The sequence below is a fragment of the Geomonas terrae genome (assembly GCF_004791675.1).
Taxonomy (GTDB): domain Bacteria; phylum Desulfobacterota; class Desulfuromonadia; order Geobacterales; family Geobacteraceae; genus Geomonas; species Geomonas edaphica.
The window spans coordinates 916,810-932,058 of the sequence record NZ_SRSC01000001.1 but is presented as its reverse complement, the minus strand read 5'-3'; the positions used below and the strand labels follow the sequence as shown (position 1 = coordinate 932,058).

12 protein-coding genes and 1 tRNA gene are annotated in these 15,249 nt (G+C 61.4%); 4 read left to right on the top strand and 9 right to left on the bottom strand.

The features are described from left to right. Positions 1-39: 39 nt before the first annotated feature. The 3 genes from E4633_RS03890 to E4633_RS03880 are packed head-to-tail and all read left to right on the top strand — an operon-like array spanning position 40 to position 4,255. Positions 40-708: a cobalamin B12-binding domain-containing protein gene (locus tag E4633_RS03890; RefSeq protein ID WP_135868941.1), complete on the top strand. Its 669-nt coding sequence runs from the start codon at positions 40-42 to the stop codon at positions 706-708. A gap of 5 nt (positions 709-713) precedes the next feature. Then, positions 714-1,739 carry a uroporphyrinogen decarboxylase family protein gene (locus tag E4633_RS03885; RefSeq protein ID WP_135869570.1) on the top strand — a complete coding sequence of 342 codons (1,026 nt, stop codon included), beginning with the start codon at positions 714-716 and terminating at the stop codon, positions 1,737-1,739. Between the two features lie 2 nt (positions 1,740-1,741). Further along, on the top strand, positions 1,742-4,255 hold the full coding sequence (locus E4633_RS03880) for an ATP-binding protein (RefSeq protein WP_135868940.1): 2,514 nt from the start codon (positions 1,742-1,744) through the stop codon (positions 4,253-4,255). Here the strand turns inward: E4633_RS03880 and E4633_RS03875 are convergent. From E4633_RS03875 to E4633_RS03850, 6 genes are all read right to left on the bottom strand, one after another. Then, positions 4,252-5,586 (bottom strand): thioredoxin family protein, encoded by a 1,335-nt coding sequence (locus E4633_RS03875; protein WP_246037894.1) that lies wholly within the window; start codon positions 5,584-5,586, stop codon positions 4,252-4,254. The two genes, E4633_RS03880 and E4633_RS03875, sit on opposite strands and share 4 nt — an antisense overlap. Before the next feature lie 45 nt (positions 5,587-5,631). Continuing rightward, positions 5,632-6,621, bottom strand: a complete 990-nt coding sequence (locus tag E4633_RS03870) for an AI-2E family transporter (RefSeq protein ID WP_246037891.1) — start codon at positions 6,619-6,621, stop codon at positions 5,632-5,634. A gap of 392 nt (positions 6,622-7,013) precedes the next feature. Continuing rightward, positions 7,014-7,517, bottom strand: coding sequence for a thiol peroxidase (gene tpx / locus E4633_RS03865; RefSeq protein ID WP_135868938.1), 504 nt, complete (start codon positions 7,515-7,517; stop codon positions 7,014-7,016). A 185-nt stretch (positions 7,518-7,702) separates the two neighbouring features. Then, the gene (locus E4633_RS03860) at positions 7,703-8,074 is read right to left on the bottom strand and encodes a response regulator (RefSeq protein ID WP_135868937.1); all 372 of its coding nucleotides are present in this window, start codon (positions 8,072-8,074) and stop codon (positions 7,703-7,705) included. Position 8,075: 1 nt separating this feature from the next. Then, complete coding sequence (locus tag E4633_RS03855) at positions 8,076-10,904, bottom strand: response regulator (RefSeq protein ID WP_135868936.1); 2,829 nt, start codon at positions 10,902-10,904, stop codon at positions 8,076-8,078. Positions 10,905-11,162: 258 nt separating this feature from the next. Beyond that, positions 11,163-11,591: a bacteriohemerythrin gene (locus tag E4633_RS03850; RefSeq protein ID WP_162604933.1), complete on the bottom strand. Its 429-nt coding sequence runs from the start codon at positions 11,589-11,591 to the stop codon at positions 11,163-11,165. 281 nt (positions 11,592-11,872) lie between these two features. Between E4633_RS03850 and E4633_RS03845 the strand changes: the two genes are divergently transcribed. Further along, the gene (locus E4633_RS03845; protein WP_135868934.1) at positions 11,873-12,955 is read left to right on the top strand and encodes a fibronectin type III domain-containing protein; all 1,083 of its coding nucleotides are present in this window, start codon (positions 11,873-11,875) and stop codon (positions 12,953-12,955) included. A 115-nt stretch (positions 12,956-13,070) separates the two neighbouring features. Here E4633_RS03845 and E4633_RS03840 read toward each other — a convergent pair whose 3' ends face one another. From E4633_RS03840 to E4633_RS03830, 3 genes are all read right to left on the bottom strand, one after another. Then, a complete protein-coding gene (locus E4633_RS03840; RefSeq protein WP_135868933.1) occupies positions 13,071-13,718 on the bottom strand; it encodes a flavodoxin family protein in 648 nt (215 codons plus the stop codon). Positions 13,719-14,302: 584 nt separating this feature from the next. Further along, positions 14,303-14,914, bottom strand: coding sequence for a hypothetical protein (locus E4633_RS03835; RefSeq protein ID WP_135868932.1), 612 nt, complete (start codon positions 14,912-14,914; stop codon positions 14,303-14,305). Between the two features lie 217 nt (positions 14,915-15,131). Beyond that, a tRNA-Ala gene (locus E4633_RS03830) sits at positions 15,132-15,207 on the bottom strand. Positions 15,208-15,249 lie beyond the last annotated feature (42 nt).

The following is a 15,249-nucleotide window of genomic DNA, read 5'->3' as shown; positions in this document are numbered from 1 at the left end:
CTGAGTTCTTACTGCGCAATTTGCTATCCGGAGTGATACATGATTGTGTCGTACCCCACCGGGCACCTATCTGACGTATCAGCCGGCCCATCCGCTGACCTCCTTGAGCTTGCCCTGGTCAACATGGACCGGCTTGCCCTGCAGCGCATCTACTCAGCCTCCGGTCTTACCCCCCTTTTTTTCTGCGAACAATTCATCACCCCGGCCCTCGCCGGCATCGGCGAGAAATGGGATCGCGGCGAGCTCTCGCTGTCCCACGTGTACATGAGCGGGCGGCTGTGCGAAGATTTCATGGAACAATCCTTCCGTGGCGCCCCCTCGAGTCGTGCAAGTGAGGACCGCGTCGCTCTCGCGGTTTTGGAGGACTACCACCTCCTCGGCAAGCGTCTCGTAGGGTTCGTGCTCAGGGGGGGCGGCGTCGAGTACCTTGACTACGGTACGGTGACCGCCGCGGAACTGGTGCAGCGGGTGCAGGATGACTCGGTCCGGGTACTCCTCATCTCGGCGCTCATGCTCCCCTCGGCCCTCAAGGTTCGCGAGGTGCGCGACAAGCTGGACCAGGCAGGAGTCCCCTGCCGTATCATCGTCGGAGGGGCACCTTTCCGGCTCGACCCGTCGCTTTGCGACGAGGTCGGTGCAGATTTCTGCTGCGCCAGCGCTTCCCAGGTGCTCCTGGCACTCAAACTGGCATCCGGAGGTGAGCCGTGACCAGCATGGAACGCGTCCTTACCGCCCTGTCGCACCGGGAACCGGACCGGGTCCCGCTCTTTTTGCTCCTCACCCTGCATGGCGCCAGGGAGCTTGGGCTCTCCATCGAGGAGTACTTCTCCAGCTCGGAAAACGTGGTGCGCGGGCAGCTTGCCATGCTCCGGCGTTACGGACACGACTGCATCTATGCCTTCTTCCATGCCTCGCTCGAGGCGGAAGCCTGGGGGGGGAGCACCATTTTCAGGGACGACGGACCGCCCAACGCGGGCGCCCCTCCGCTGAAGGTGGACGCCATCGCGTCGCTCGCCCCGCCGCGGGTGACCGCTGCCACGGGTCTCGTCCGGGTCCTCGAGGCGCAGCGCGGATTGAGGCAGGCGGTGGGGGATTCCGTACCGATCATCGGGGTCGTCATGTCACCGTTCTCCCTCCCGGTCATGCAACTCGGTTTCGACGCGTACCTGGACATCATGTTCGACCGCCCCGATCTCATGCAGCGTCTCATGGAGGTGAACGCCGCCTTTTGCGCCGAATGGGGTAACGCACAGCTCGCCGCCGGGGCCCACGCCATCTGTTATTTCGATCCCCTCGCCTCACCCAAGATGATTGAACCCTCCCTTTATCGTCGCTTCGGCTGGCCTGCAGCGCGCAGGGCCCTCAATGCCATCAAGGGCCCCACCGCCACCCACCTCGCGTCCGGGCCATGCCTCGGCGTGGTGGAGGACCTCGCGGGTAGCGGCACCGCGATGGTAGGCGTTGGCGGGGAGGAGGACCTCGCCGCGGTCAAGAGACGCTGCTGCGGCAGGCTGACCGTTTTCGGGAACCTGAACGGCATCACCATGCGCTCCTGGGACGAAGCGGCTGCGATAGCCGAGGTGAAGGGTGCCATCGACGCCGCGGCGCAAGGTGGGGGCTTCATCCTGTCGGACCAGCACGGAGAGATCCCTTGGCAGGTGCCGGAACGGACCCTGGAGCAGGTAGCACTGGCGGCGCGGGAGTACGGGCGCTACCCGCTCCAAGGCGGAAGGGGGTGAGCATGGAGCCGATGTTGATATGCTGCTGCGAAACCCTCGGACCCGAGGTGAAAGGCGCCATCGTGCAGGGGCGCATCGCCGGGTTCGACTGCCGGACCTTCCACGGCTGCTGCGGCCGTCCCCCGCTCAACTGGGAAGACGTCCGGCGCATCTGCGACGGCCAACCCGCCATCCTCGTCGGCGGCGAGTGCCTTGCCTCCCTTGGCTCCGTTCCGGACGACATGCACCGGGTCCTTGTCCTCAAAAAGCAGCACTGTGCCGCAGTTGTCTGCGGCGAGCGCACCTTCGAGCGCCTCACCACTGCCGGGAGTTTCGTGGTTACCTCCGGGTGGGTCGCGAACTGGCGCGGCTTCCTCGACGGGTGGGGCTTCGACCGCGCCACGGCCGTCGATTTCTTCGCCGAAAGCTGCGCCGGAATAACCCTCCTCGATACCGGAAGCAACCCTGAGGGGGAAGAGGCGGTCCGGGAGTTCGGTACCTTCGTGCAGCGCCCTGTAGAGGTACTGCCTGTGCCCCCGGAGCTTCTCGCCCTGCAGCTGGAGAAGGCGCGGGGAGAACTTCAGCGGCTGGAGACTGAGGGTAGGGGGACCGCCCCCGCCTCGGACTACGCGCTCCTTCTCGACATGCTTTCCCGCGTCGCCAAGTCGGACGGCGAGGAGCGGGTCGTAGACGACATGCTGGCCTTCTTCTCGCTGCTCTTCGGGGCCGAAGAACTCGCCTACATACCCGCGGCCAGTGGTAAAGCGCTCAGGCGTTACGGGGTGCAAGCGACCGGGGAGGAAACCCTGCGCGCATTGGCGCAGCGTATGGATGCCGGCTTCCACATCGAGGAGGCCGCCCGCTGCTTCATGGTGCGTCTTTCTCACGACGACGTCGTCGGCTGGCTCTGGTTCGGCGGTTTCGCGACACCGGAGCATACCCGCAGCTACCTGAACCTCGCCGTCACGGCGGCCGATGTGTGCGCCATGGCCATCTCCTCGGCCCGGTCGGTGCACCGGGACCTGAAGGAGCGCGAGGAGAAGTACCGTCTGCTCTTCGAGAACATGGGCAACGGCTTCGCGCTCTTGCAGATGCTCCTGGGACCAGAGGGGATGGCCGCGGATTTCCGTTTCGTGGAGGTGAACCCCGCCTTCGAGTCCTTCACCGGGCAGAAGGCGCAGGAACTGGTGGGGCGCACCCTGTTGGACGTGCTCCCCGGGTTCGACACGGTGCAGTTGGAGACTCTCGGTCGGCTGGTGCTGGAGGGGACGCCGATCGCTTTGGAGCGTTACTCGATAGACGCGCGGTGCTGCCAGGTCTGGCTCTTTAGGGCGAAGCCGGGTTACTGCGGCCTGATCATCAACGACATCACGAAGCAGAAGCTTCTCGAGGACAAGCTCAGGGAGTCCGTGAAGATGGAGTCGGTGGGACGCCTGGCGGGGGGGGTGGCGCACGACTACAACAACATGCTCTCGGTGATCATCGGGTACACCGAGCTGCTCCTCATGGAATTCCACGGCAACCGGCGCATCACGGAGTGCCTGCGCGAGATCTGCAAGGCGGCGGAGCATTCCCGCGACGTCACCGCACAACTCCTCTCCTTTTCGCGACAGCAGCTGATCTCGCCCAAGACCCTGGACATAAACGATGCGGTGTCCGCGCTGGCGGCCCGCTGGTCCACCATGTGGGGCGCAGGGATCCGGGTCTCCCTATCCCTGGACGAGAGCCTGTGGAAGGTGAAGATCGACCCGGCCCAGATGGAGCAGGTGGTATCGAACATCGTGCGCAACGCCGCCGCGGCCATGCCGGACGGAGGGGATCTCACCATCATCACGCGCAACGTGACCCTCGGCGAGGATGACTGCAGCAGCCATCTCGACGCCCTCCCCGGGGACTACGCCGAGCTTGCCATCGCCGACACCGGCCACGGCATGGATGCCGAGACCTGCCGGCATATCTTCGAACCCTTTTTCACCACGCGCGAGGTAGGGAGCGGCAGCGGGTTGGGGCTCGCCACCGTCTACGGCATGGTCACCCAAAACGGCGGCTTCGTGACCGTTACCAGCGCGCCCGAGGCGGGCACGACCTTCAGGATCTACCTCCCAAGCCACGTGGACCGTGTGGCTGAACACCGGGCGCTCCCGGCGGCGCATGGCTCGGGGACCGTGCTGGTGATCGAGGATGACGAGATCGTGGGGAGAATGACGGAGAAGATGCTTGAGCACATGGGGTATCGCGTGCTTATGGCGGAGAACTCGGCTCAGGCGATCGAGCTCTGCCGCGACCGCGAGACCGCAATCGACCTGGTGCTCTCCGACGTGATGCTCCCCGGGGCGAGCGGCAGGGAGGCGGTGGAAAGGATCCTCACGCTGCGTCCGGGGCTTAAGATCATCTACATGTCCGGTTACGCGGCGGAGACCCTGCGCGAAAAAGGGGTGGACCGTGCGCGGGTCAACTTCCTGCAGAAGCCTTTCGACATGGCGAGTCTCAACGCGACGATAAAATCCGTACTCTCCGAAAGCTTCGCGACAGGCTAGTCCCGGTCCTCTCCCTCCGCCTCGCGGAACATCCAGGCGACCCCCCCGGCGAGCGCCAGGGTTGCCAGCAGAAGGAGCAGCGAGGTCGCCGGGTCGTTCAAAAGCGCAGGCCGCGTGAGGAGAACCCCCCCAAGCCCGAGCATCATCACCCCCGATACCAGCTTCAGCACTCTCCCCTGCCATTCGCTCAGCTTCCTCCCCCCGAGCGTCACCGTGAAGATCACGACGATCACCGCCAGAGGCACGATATAGACGGCGCAGTACAGGGCGAGGTAACCGTAATACGCGATCTTGCCCATCTCGTGCAGCGTGAGCGCGCGGGTGAAGACCATGGGGAACCCAGCCGTGCACAGAAGCTCGTAGCTGTTCGCCGCCACGGCGAGCACGGTGCTTCCGGCGAGCAGGGATGGGAGCGATTCCGCCTTCAAAAGCCGCCTCATGCGGGCAAAGAGCCTGGGCTTTTTGTCCTCGGGGATGGAAAGGGAGATCCCCTTGTGGAAAAGGAAGAAATCCTTGATGTTGACGAGGGCGATGAAGAGCGCGAGGAGCCCTGCGGCAGCGGTGATGGCCGGAAGCGAGCCGACGATCAGGAAGAGGTTCAGCCAGGCCGCGAGGAAAAGGAAGTAGAGGACTCCTGACGCGACGACGAAGACCCCCCCGATGAGGAGCATGCGACGCCGCGACCGGGCGTGGATCAGGAGACTCAAGAGGAAGAAGAGGACGAAGAAGGCGCAGGGGTTGAAGCTGTCGAGCGCTGCGATCACCAGGGTGAATACGGGAAGCGAGTAGCGCTGCGGGTCGAGCTCACCAAGTCCCGGGACGGCAACCGGCGGCTGCGGCGCGGCGGCCGGTGGTGCTTTGGACGATGCTCCCCCAGCGGGGATGAGAGCATCGCGGACCGCGTTTTCAAGCTGCGCGCGGGTCTGTTCCGAAAAGCCGCTCAGGTAGTGCGGTCCGATGATGAAGACCGGCACCCCGGTCGCTTCCCGGCCCCTTTCCTTCGCCATGAGCATGAGGCGCGGGATGTTCTCCCGATGCTGCAGCACCTCGGTCGCCTCGACCTTCAGGTCTGGGTACTTGCGCTTCAGCTCCTCGATAAAAGGCTTCGCCTGCTCGCAGTGCGGGCATCCGACCCCCCAGAAGTAGTAGAGCGTGGCTTCGGGAGCGGCCCAGGCGAAGCGGCAGGTAAAAAACACCAGGAGGAACAGCGCGAACGAAAGCGCCAAGGTGCGCGAGGGCAGGGGTGGGATGTTGCCAAGGGGGTAGGGGAGCCCCCGGCGAGTAAGGGGGCGCGCAGAAACGGGAGCGGATGTCGGCATGGTGGCGGCCATGCGCACATTCTACTATGAAAATACGCGTTGCGCAGGATTCATGAATCAGACAAGACGGTAGGCGCGAAGCTCCGATTTCAGCCAGGCGTAGACCACCGGGGAGGCGACCAGGCCGGCGATGCCGAAGATCGCCTCCATGACCAGCATGGCGGTTAAAAGCTCCCAGACGTTCGCCTTCACCTCGCCCCCGACGATACGGGCGTTGGTGAAGTACTCGAGCTTATGGATCAGCACCAGGAAGACGAGGGAGGCCACGCCCACCATGGGCGACACGCCGAGGCTGATCAGCACGATGGTGAAGTTGGAGATGAGGTTTCCCACCACCGGCAAAAGCCCGGCCACGAAGGTGAGCAGGATCAGCAGGGTCACCATGGGGAGGTGGACCCCCAGGAGCGGAAGGACCACGGCAAGGTAGAGCGCGGTGAGGACGGTGTTCAGCGCCGAGATCTTCACCTGGGCGAAGACCACCTTGTCGAAGGCGTCGGCCAGGTTCAATAGCCGGGCGTGCAGGTGGTAGGCGAGCAGGGGAAAGCCCTCCTCCAGGTTGAAGCGGTGCAGCACGGCGAGGCTTCCCACCACCATGCCGAGGATCAGGTGCGCGAATGTCTTCACCCCCGACATCCCCACCGAGGAGATGTTCTTGCCGTGCTCGCGCAGCATGGTGACGATCTGTTCACGCAGCTCGTCCACCGTGTCCGGCAGCGCCGCGGTCAACTCTTCCGGGAGGTTTCTCTTCAGGTTGTCGAGCGTCTCCGCCGTCATGTCCAAAAGGTTCGCCATGCCGTGATGCCCGCGCAGAAACGACCAGAGCCCGAGGCAGATCCCTGACACGAGCGCGATGACGAAGAGGATGATCCCGGCGAGGGCCACCTTCTGGGTCAGGGCGCCCCAGCTCGCCGGGAGGCGCAGCGCGAGCTTTGCCGTGAGCGCGTACACGGCGAGACCGGCGAAGACCGCGGGGATCAGGTGGAAATGGAGCACGGTTACTACGGCGAGTGCCGCGAGCAGGTAGCTTGCCAACTGTGTTTTGGGCATGATCCTCTCTTCCATGCGACCATTTTTACTATCAGACGGCCTCTTCGTCCAGAAAAAACGGGACCTCACACCGATTCGACATTTTCACGTCGATTGTGCGGGAATGTAGTTGTTTAATGGCACGGGTTTCAGCGGTCGCCTCAAAAAGGGGGAAACGATGATTTCTGCCATTATGCCTGTCCTTGTGCCGGTGCGGCGTCGCCCATTCCTGATACCCCTCCTTTTAGTCCTGTCCCTTGCCGTCGCCCATCCCGCTTGTCGTAGCTGACCTGGCGTTCTCCCCTTTGCGAAGGGGAGCCAGGGGGGGGGGCCTTCCCTTGGCCTACCGAAGAATAAAAAAGGCGCCCGCGGAGATCCCGCAGGCGCCTTTTTTTTCATCAAGTTATCTCTACTCAGGCGAGCTCGCGCGCCGCGGCGATCACCGCCGCGTAATCCGGCTCCTGGGTCACCTCGGGGACGTGCTGGATGTAGCGGATGACGTTCTTTTTATCGATGACGAAGATGGAGCGGGAGAGAAGCTTCAGCTCCTCGATGAGGACGCCGTAGGCCAGGCCGAAGGAGCGATCACGGTAGTCGGAGAGCGTTACGACCTTGTCGATACCGGCGGCACCGCACCATCTCTTCTGCGCGAACGGGAGATCGGCGCTGATGGTGAGAACCACCACGTCCCCTGGAAGCGATGCGGCTTCCTGGTTGAAGCGCCTCGTTTCCGTGTCACAGACCGGCGTATCCAGCGACGGCACCGCGCTGATGATCTTCACCTTACCCTCATAGGTTGCAAGCGTTGCCTGGCTGAGAGCGTTGTCTACCACCGCGAAATTGGGAGCAGCGTCTCCCACCTTAAGTTCCGGCCCGACCAATGTCACCGGGTTTCCCTTGAATGTAACCTTAGGCATAGTTCCTCCTGAGCAAGTAGAATTCAGGGGTAAGGGTAAGACATTTTGACCGGATTGCAAGAGAGAGACGCGTCTGGGGATCGGGCCGGCCGTGCGCTGGGCATGGCAAGCCCCTCCGCCAGCAGGCGCGCCTGGTCAGGTACCACGGCTTCGACCTGCGTTCCATGCCCGCCGATCCTGACCGTTTACCCGAGGACTGCGCGCACCGCTTCGACGACCTTGGAGGCGCCGAAAGGCTTTTGCAGGTACCCGGCGGCGCCCGTTTCACTCACGATCGTCTGCAGCTCGCTTTCGGGCTTGCCGGAGATGTAGAGGATCGGGATGTCGCGGGTCGCCTCGTTCCCCTTGTAGATCCCCGCCACCTTGTCGCCGGAGAGAAAGGGCATCATGAGGTCGAGGACGATGAGCGACGGCTTGGCCCCCTCCCATATGTGCCGGTTTGCCTCGGCCGCGTTGCCGGCGATGCACACCTCGAAGCCTGCCCATTCCAGGATCCCCTGCAGCAGCGTGGTGATCGTTTCATCGTCGTCTATGACAAGGATTCTCTGTTTTTCCATGTTAGCTCCTTGGTTCGGTGGAGGGCTGAGGGGCCTCTTCCTCCCTGAGTGCTGCGAGAAATTCCAGCGCCTGCCGGTGCTGTGTTTCTATCTGCCGGAGCAGCGCCTCGGCGTCGGTGTCGGTGTCGGCGTCTCCCCCTTCCATCGTCAGTGCCTCCATGCGGCGACAGGAATCGGAGAGGGCGATAAAGCCCAGCGAGGCGCTGCTCGATTTAAGCGTGTGTGCCGCACGGTGCACCTCCTGTGGGTCGTCGCAGTGCAGCCCCTCGCGCATGGCCTCGACGAGCAGCGGGCTCGATTTCTCAAAGGAGCCGACCACCTTCCACAGCAGGCTTGGCTTCCCAGGCTGCTGCAAGGCTCGGATCTCTTCGAGCGCGGAACGGTCGAACCAGTCGCCAGAGCGCTGCGGCGCTTCCGCAACTCCGGGCGCCACCACTTGAGCCTCCGGTAGCCAGCGCAGCAGCATCGCCGCCAGTTGCGCCTGCGTGAACGGTTTGGTCAGGTAGTCGTCCATGCCGGCGGCGAAGCACTGCTCGCGGTCGCCGCGCATGGCGTGTGCGGTCAGCGCGATGATGGTACGCCGCTTCCTGTCCGGGCCCGCCTCCCGCTCCTTATCCCTGATCACCCTGGTCGCGGCATAGCCGTCCATGATCGGCATCTGGCAGTCCATGAAGATGAGGTCGAACTCCTCGCGGGCGACGACGTGGAGCGCTTCGGAGCCGTTGTTGGCCACGCTCACCAGGCAGCCGCAGCTTTCCAGCATCGCGGTGGCGACGTCCTGGTTCACAGGGTTGTCCTCGACCAGGAGTATCCTCGCACCAAACTGCGCCGGACTCGGCTGCGCCGTCAGCATCGGCTGTGCCGCGCTGCTCATCCCCACTCCCAGAAGATCTACGATCGCATTGAAAAGGCGCGACTGGCGCACCGGCTTGCTGATATAACATCCGATTCCGGCCCTGATAGCCTCCTCCTCGTCACCGTACTGCCCGACCGAGGTGACCATGAGAAGCGGCGTCGCCTCCAGGGCGGGTTCCGACTTGATGGCGCGCGCCAACTGGATCCCGTTCATGCCGGGCATCTGCATGTCCAGGATCGCGAGTTGATAGGGGGCTCCGGCGTCGACCGCGCTACGCATGAGGTCGAGGGCGGTCCCGGCGTTGTCCGCCATGTCCGCGGTCATCCCCCATCCGGCCAGCTCGTGGTGCATGATGCTCAGGTTGATCGAGTTGTCGTCCACGATGAGCGCATGGTAGCCGGCCAGCGGGTTCTGTTCGGTCGCGCCGTTTCGTACTGTGGGCTCCGTGCGCAGCTTTAGCGTGAACCAGAAGGTGGAGCCGCGTCCGGGGACGCTCTCGACGCCGATTTCTCCCCTCATGAGCTCCACCAGCTGCCGGGCGATGGTGAGCCCGAGACCGGTGCCGCCGTACTTGCGTGTCGTCGAGTTGTCCGCCTGGGAGAAGCCGCTGAAGATGCGCTCCTTCACCTCATCGGGGATGCCGATGCCGGTGTCGGTGACCTTCACGAGCACGGTCACCTCGTCGCCGTTCTCCTCCAGGAGCGTGCCGGAGATGACAACCTCCCCCCGGTCGGTGAACTTCACCGCGTTCCCTACGAGGTTCATGAGGATCTGGTGCACCCTTACCTGGTCTCCCAAAAGCAAGCTTGGGACGTCCTTCTCGACCAGGGCCGCGATCTCCAACCCCTTCCGGTGCGCCCCCTCCGCAAGGAGCTCGACCACGTCGGACATGGTATCTTGCAGGCTGAAGGTGGTCTCCTCGAGCTCGAGCTTTCCGGCCTCGATCTTCGAGAAGTCCAGGATGTCGTTGATGATGGCGAGGAGCGCCTCCCCGGAGCGGCGTACCGAGGAGACGAAACGTTTCTGCTGCTCGTCCAGCTTGGTCGCCATGAGGAGCTCGGTCATCCCTAGCATCCCGTTCATGGGGGTACGGATCTCGTGGCTCATGTTGGCGAGAAACTGCGATTTCGCGCGGCTGGCCGCTTGGGCCGCCTCCATGGCGTGCTGGAGTTCTGCCACTGTGAGGTCGAGTTCCCTGGTGCGCTGGGCGACCTTCTGTTCGAGCTCGTTGCGGTAGCTGGCAAGCTCCTCGTCCCTTCCCTGGATCTGCCCTAGCATCTCGTTGAAGCCGTCCATGAGCGCCCCGATCTCGTCGTCGCTCCCCTTCTCCACGCGGACCGCGTAGTTCTGGTCCCGGGAGACCGACGCCATGGTGAGGGCGAGCCCCCCTATGGGGGCCGAGATGACGCTCTGCAGCCGCAGCGACACGAAGTACGAGCAGGCGAGGCTTCCGAGCATCACGAGGAGGACGGAGCCAAAGAACCAGGTCAACTGCGCGTTCAGTTCCCGGTAGTCTGCCCTGATCACCACGGTTCCCAGCGGCTGCCCCTCAAGGGAGATCCTGCGGGCCACCACCATGTCCCCGTTCATATCCCAGAAGCCATCTTGCGCTGCTTCCTTGACCAGATCCCTTCCTGACCTCGTGGATGATTGCACCCCGGCAGCGCGGTACGATGCGAAGGGCTGGAAGTCCTCTGAGAGGATGTGGGCCTCCAGGATGTACTTCCTGTCCTCGAGAAACTGCAGAGTGCGCCGTGCGTCGGTCCGGTCACTGAAGGCCAGCGCCGCCGAGCTGTTGTGCCCGACGATCGAGGCGAGCGCAGTGAGCTCTTGCCGCATCGCTATGCGCGACCATATGAAGGTCCCCGCTACGAAGGTGAGCGAGGCGAGAATGAGCGTGAACCCGCTGGTAATCATCAGGATCAGCATCATCTTTTTACGTATCGGCAACCGGTTGATCAGAGTCCGGCGCATCGTTTCGTCCTTTTCATTCAATGATCCTCTGACTGCCTTGAGTGAGCTGTACTTAGACGCGCACTATATAATCGACAGTCGTAAATGTGAATATCCATTTCAGATGGCTTTGTTGGACAAACGGCGCCCGCTATGCGTAGGTATCGGTTTTATATGGCAGAACTTAAACGGTTCTAGAGGGGCTGTGAGGGAGGGGGGTGGGACATGGTTCTGGCAAGGCATGGACGCGCGGTGCCCAATGCCTTGCCGCTGCCATATTTATTGAAGGTCGATTATGACGGGGTTTTTGTTGACCTTAGCCGCGTGTGCCCCGAGATCTGCATCGCTGTGCGATATGTGTCTTACGAGCCATCCCCTGAGGAATGAGATGATCTCCAGAGAGATGGGCACCCCGCCGACGGCAAAATCCCTCTGGATCTCGCCGATCCTTCTAACGAAATAGGCGTGATCAAGCAGGTGTTCGTCCTTGCGGGGGTAGTCCGTCTCCTCCATGAGGAGCTCCTCCTGGGCAAAGTGATACGTCGCATAGTCCGCCAGTTCGTCAAGTATAGCTGCGATGTGTTGAGCGGCTTTCTTTTCACAGAACTCGTCATACGCTTTATTGAGCAGTTCAACGAGGTGTTCATGGTGTTCATCGATCATTTCGTGCCCGACCGCCAAGCTTCCGTCCCAGGTTACAATCGGCATGGTTCCTCCCTTTTTCCAGTTGCACATCTAGCAGATCCATTCATCGGGAGCTAAGGAGCTAAACTTTAAGTAAACACGGAGGGAAAAAGCGTAAGGTCAGGGTGGATAAGTACCTATGAAGGGAGGCGGATGGCATACGTTCGGACCCTCCTGCCGCCTCTATGTCTTTGAAAAAACGGCTTGATTCGTGTTGACATGAGAATTGAAACAGTGTATCAGCAGGTTGTTTTCTTTGTGGCGGTCAATAAGACATATGCAATGATGTTCCTGGGGAGGGGATCATGTTGAAGGAGAATCTGAGGAGAAGTCTGTTCACCGCCGTTGCGGCGGCCATGTTGATGCCCTTTCCGGTGAGCGCGGCGCCGGCTCTTCCCGGCGACCTGAACCTGGACGGGGAGGTCTCGATCACTGAACTTCAGAGCGTCATAAATGCATTTCTCAAAGTCACACCCGATGCCGTTCCGCCGACTGCCCCCACTAACCTGAGCGCGATCGCCTCCTCGACCACCCAGATAAAACTCACCTGGACCGCCGCGACCGACGACGTGGGCGTGACGGCGTACAAAATCTTCCGTGGCGCTTCGCAGGTCGGTACGGTGACCGGGACGACTTTCACAGACACCGGGCTCGCTGCGGGTTCCAAGTACAGCTATACCGTGGTCGCGTATGACGCCTTCGGGAACCAGTCGCCTGCTACCGCCACGGCCACCGCCGTCACCGAATTCGGCACCGCCACCTCGAAGCTCGTGGGGAGCTGGTACGTCGCATATCCCAACGGGGGGCAGGCGAAGGGGCCCATCGTCATCAACTTCGTCGACGGTCAGAGGTTCATGATGGCTCATGACGGCGACGTGCAAGCCGATCCGTCAGGGACGCCGGGGATGGAGTCCGGCACCTACACCTGGAATGAGACCACCGGTGCCTTCGCCGCCACGGTTACGGCGGATACCAACGGGCAGTGGGGCTTCTCCGACTCGGGACCGCTCACCCTCGCGTTGTCCACCGACAACAACACCCTGAAGGTAAACGGGCAGAACTTCGCGACCCGCGTCCTTCCCTCCGGCACCAATGCGCTTGTCGGTGGATGGTATCGCCCCGGCCCGGGTGGCTCCATCGCCATCACCCTCATCAACGACACGACCTTCATGCTCGCCCACGACGGGACGCCAGATGGCGGCGGTTGGCCCGGCATGGAGAGCGGTACCTACACCTGGAACCCTGCGACCCATGTCATAACGACAAACGCTACCGTCGATACCAACGGTGACTGGGGCGTCAACTCGGGAACGGGCAGTATTGCTGTCTCAGACGACAACAAAACGCTTCTTGTCGATGGCGTCTCCTTCGCGTCGAGGATACCCTAGCGAGCGTCGGTCGCAGGTCATGCTGCATCGAAAAAGAAAGGCGTCGGCAATGCCGACGCCTTTCTTTTTTTAATGGAGACTTGCGGGAAGTGGGAGTGGGGGAGGGGGCAATCTCTTATGCTTTTGTTACCAGCCGCTCTCCCATCTCGAACGCCTTGCGGCAGTTCTCCGGGAAGAGCACGCTGTGCCTTTCCCGCCGCTGTTCGGGGTCGTAGTAGCTGAAGACGTATTTGCTGTAGTCCTCCAACTGCAGCGTCTCGTTACAGCAAAGCGACTCGCACTCGCCGAAGATGGCACGCAGGTAGTTCTCATTTCCCGACATGTGGACCTGGTAGTTCCACTGCTGCATGAGCTCCTCCGGGACGTTCATGGTGTAGATGAACCCGGTGCGGATCTTCCTGCCGAACAGGGACGCCGGCGGCTGCGAATAAACGAAGTATTGGAAGAGGAGCCTTTCCATGAAAGAGCTCATCTCCCCGGTGACCCTTCCGAAGTAGATCGGCGAGCCGAGCACCAGGGCATCCGCCTGTGCGATCCTCTCAAAAACCGGCGTAAGCCCGTCCCTCATGGCGCACTTCCCGTAGCTCTTCCCGTCTTTCAGCTTGCAGGCAAAGCAGCTCGTGCACCCCTTGAAGTCGAGGTCGTACAGGTGAATCAGTTCCGTCTCCGCCCCTTTTGCAGCCGCCCCGTCCAGCGCCTTTTGCAGCACCTGTGCGGTATTGAAGTTCTTCCTCGGGCTGCCGTTGATTGCGATAACTTTCACGAAGGCCTCCTGTCCATAAAATGATTGCTAGTCACCGCGTGCCGTAATCGCGGCAGCGGTTCCGGCAGCATAGAACATGGAGGCTTTCTTGGATAGTACGAACATTTTGGTGCCATAGTACCCGCGAAGAAACCTAGGGCTTCAGCATATGCGGAAGATGACGTCCTTAGCCGGGAACACTTTCGCGCCTGAGATACGTTTCGAATCCGAAGTGGCAGGTTCGAAGCACGAAACGGTAGGTTCGTGAAGCGAAGTGGCAGGTTCGTTGAACGAAGTGGTAGGTTCGTTACGCGAAGTGGTAGGTTCGTTACGCGAAGTGATAGTTTCGTTGAACGAAGTGGTAGTTTCGTTGAACGAAGTGGTAGTTTCGTCACGCGAAGTGCTGGTTTCGGGATCCGAACAGAAAACGTCCTGCGTGAGGCATGGAACCGAAGTGGCGGAGTTCAACTTTTAGCCTATTGGAGGGGCGGTTCGCCCGGTGAGGCGCAGAAATCTAACAAAAGAGGAGTAAGAGGGGCATTAACGATGGAGATACGGTAGATGGTGGCCCCCCGTGGTTACCCGGAGGGCCGCCGATTGAGATGTTAAGGGGTTATCAAGACCAAGTTAGACCAAGGCCCTATCTCAGAGCCACGCATGGCCCTTACCCTTATCCAGTTGTTTTTCGATCGATCCAGCCCCCCAATACCTATTTTCCTGCTGTTATTTGACGATGATGCCAACCTCCAGTTGCTTTCCACATTGGGGTCACCATCGCAAACCCATACCTGATACCCCTTCGCTCCAGGAATTCTGGTGAATGTCACGTACATGTTGCCCTGGCGATCAAAATATACTTTGAGGTCGCGGGAGGCGTCTAGAGCGGTGTTGCTGCCGGTGCTCTTTGCATGCGTTTGAGGCAAAGGCAGTCTTTGGGGGACAGTCGGATCTTTGATGGCAGCAGTTTTGGACAAACCGGAAAGCATCGTGAGGAATTGCTTGATGGTGTTGCGGGCCTCTTCGAAGGCTTTGATTCCGTCGGGGTCTCCTTTCAAATAAGCGGGATATCCGTTGGCGAACTGGCCGTGAGTCGCAGCGTAGATTTCGGGGGTGGGGAAGAGGGAAATCATGTGGTTGTACATCTCCGGGGTGAACGCCTGCAGCACTGCTTCAGACAGGGTGATTAAGTCGGGATCGTTCGTGTCGTCATACGGCATCGCGGCACCTCCTTAAAGTTTTTTAAGCCTGCCAAAGACTACCCGTACGTGGCGCAAACTTCAACCGACAAAATTTTGAGCTGGAGGGCGGCGAGAAAGCAAGGCGATTGGGTGGTGAGGCGCGACGACCATCGCGCCGTTCGCAGACAGACTGCAAATTCCGCCGGGCATAAACCAAACAGGCACCTGTGATGAAATCACAAGTGCCTGTTCTTATTGGTGCAGATGATCGGGATCGAACCGACGACCTATGCGTTGCGAACGCATCGCTCTCCCAGCTGAGCTACACCCCCATTATCGCGCAGGAACGATCGCTCGCATGTGGCGGGCGGTGA

What these genes read in the sequence shown, in the direction of transcription:
- E4633_RS03890 (WP_135868941.1), top strand. Translation starts at nt 40, where the DNA reads ATGATTGTGTCGTACCCCACCGGGCACCTATCTGACGTATCAGCCGGC.
- E4633_RS03885 (WP_135869570.1), top strand. Translation starts at nt 714, where the DNA reads ATGGAACGCGTCCTTACCGCCCTGTCGCACCGGGAACCGGACCGGGTC.
- E4633_RS03880 (WP_135868940.1), top strand. Translation starts at nt 1,742, where the DNA reads ATGGAGCCGATGTTGATATGCTGCTGCGAAACCCTCGGACCCGAGGTG.
- E4633_RS03875 (WP_246037894.1), bottom strand. Translation starts at nt 5,586, where the DNA reads ATGGCCGCCACCATGCCGACATCCGCTCCCGTTTCTGCGCGCCCCCTT.
- E4633_RS03870 (WP_246037891.1), bottom strand. Translation starts at nt 6,621, where the DNA reads ATGCCCAAAACACAGTTGGCAAGCTACCTGCTCGCGGCACTCGCCGTA.
- tpx (WP_135868938.1), bottom strand. Translation starts at nt 7,517, where the DNA reads ATGCCTAAGGTTACATTCAAGGGAAACCCGGTGACATTGGTCGGGCCG.
- E4633_RS03860 (WP_135868937.1), bottom strand. Translation starts at nt 8,074, where the DNA reads ATGGAAAAACAGAGAATCCTTGTCATAGACGACGATGAAACGATCACC.
- E4633_RS03855 (WP_135868936.1), bottom strand. Translation starts at nt 10,904, where the DNA reads ATGCGCCGGACTCTGATCAACCGGTTGCCGATACGTAAAAAGATGATG.
- E4633_RS03850 (WP_162604933.1), bottom strand. Translation starts at nt 11,591, where the DNA reads ATGCCGATTGTAACCTGGGACGGAAGCTTGGCGGTCGGGCACGAAATG.
- E4633_RS03845 (WP_135868934.1), top strand. Translation starts at nt 11,873, where the DNA reads ATGTTGAAGGAGAATCTGAGGAGAAGTCTGTTCACCGCCGTTGCGGCG.
- E4633_RS03835 (WP_135868932.1), bottom strand. Translation starts at nt 14,914, where the DNA reads ATGCCGTATGACGACACGAACGATCCCGACTTAATCACCCTGTCTGAA.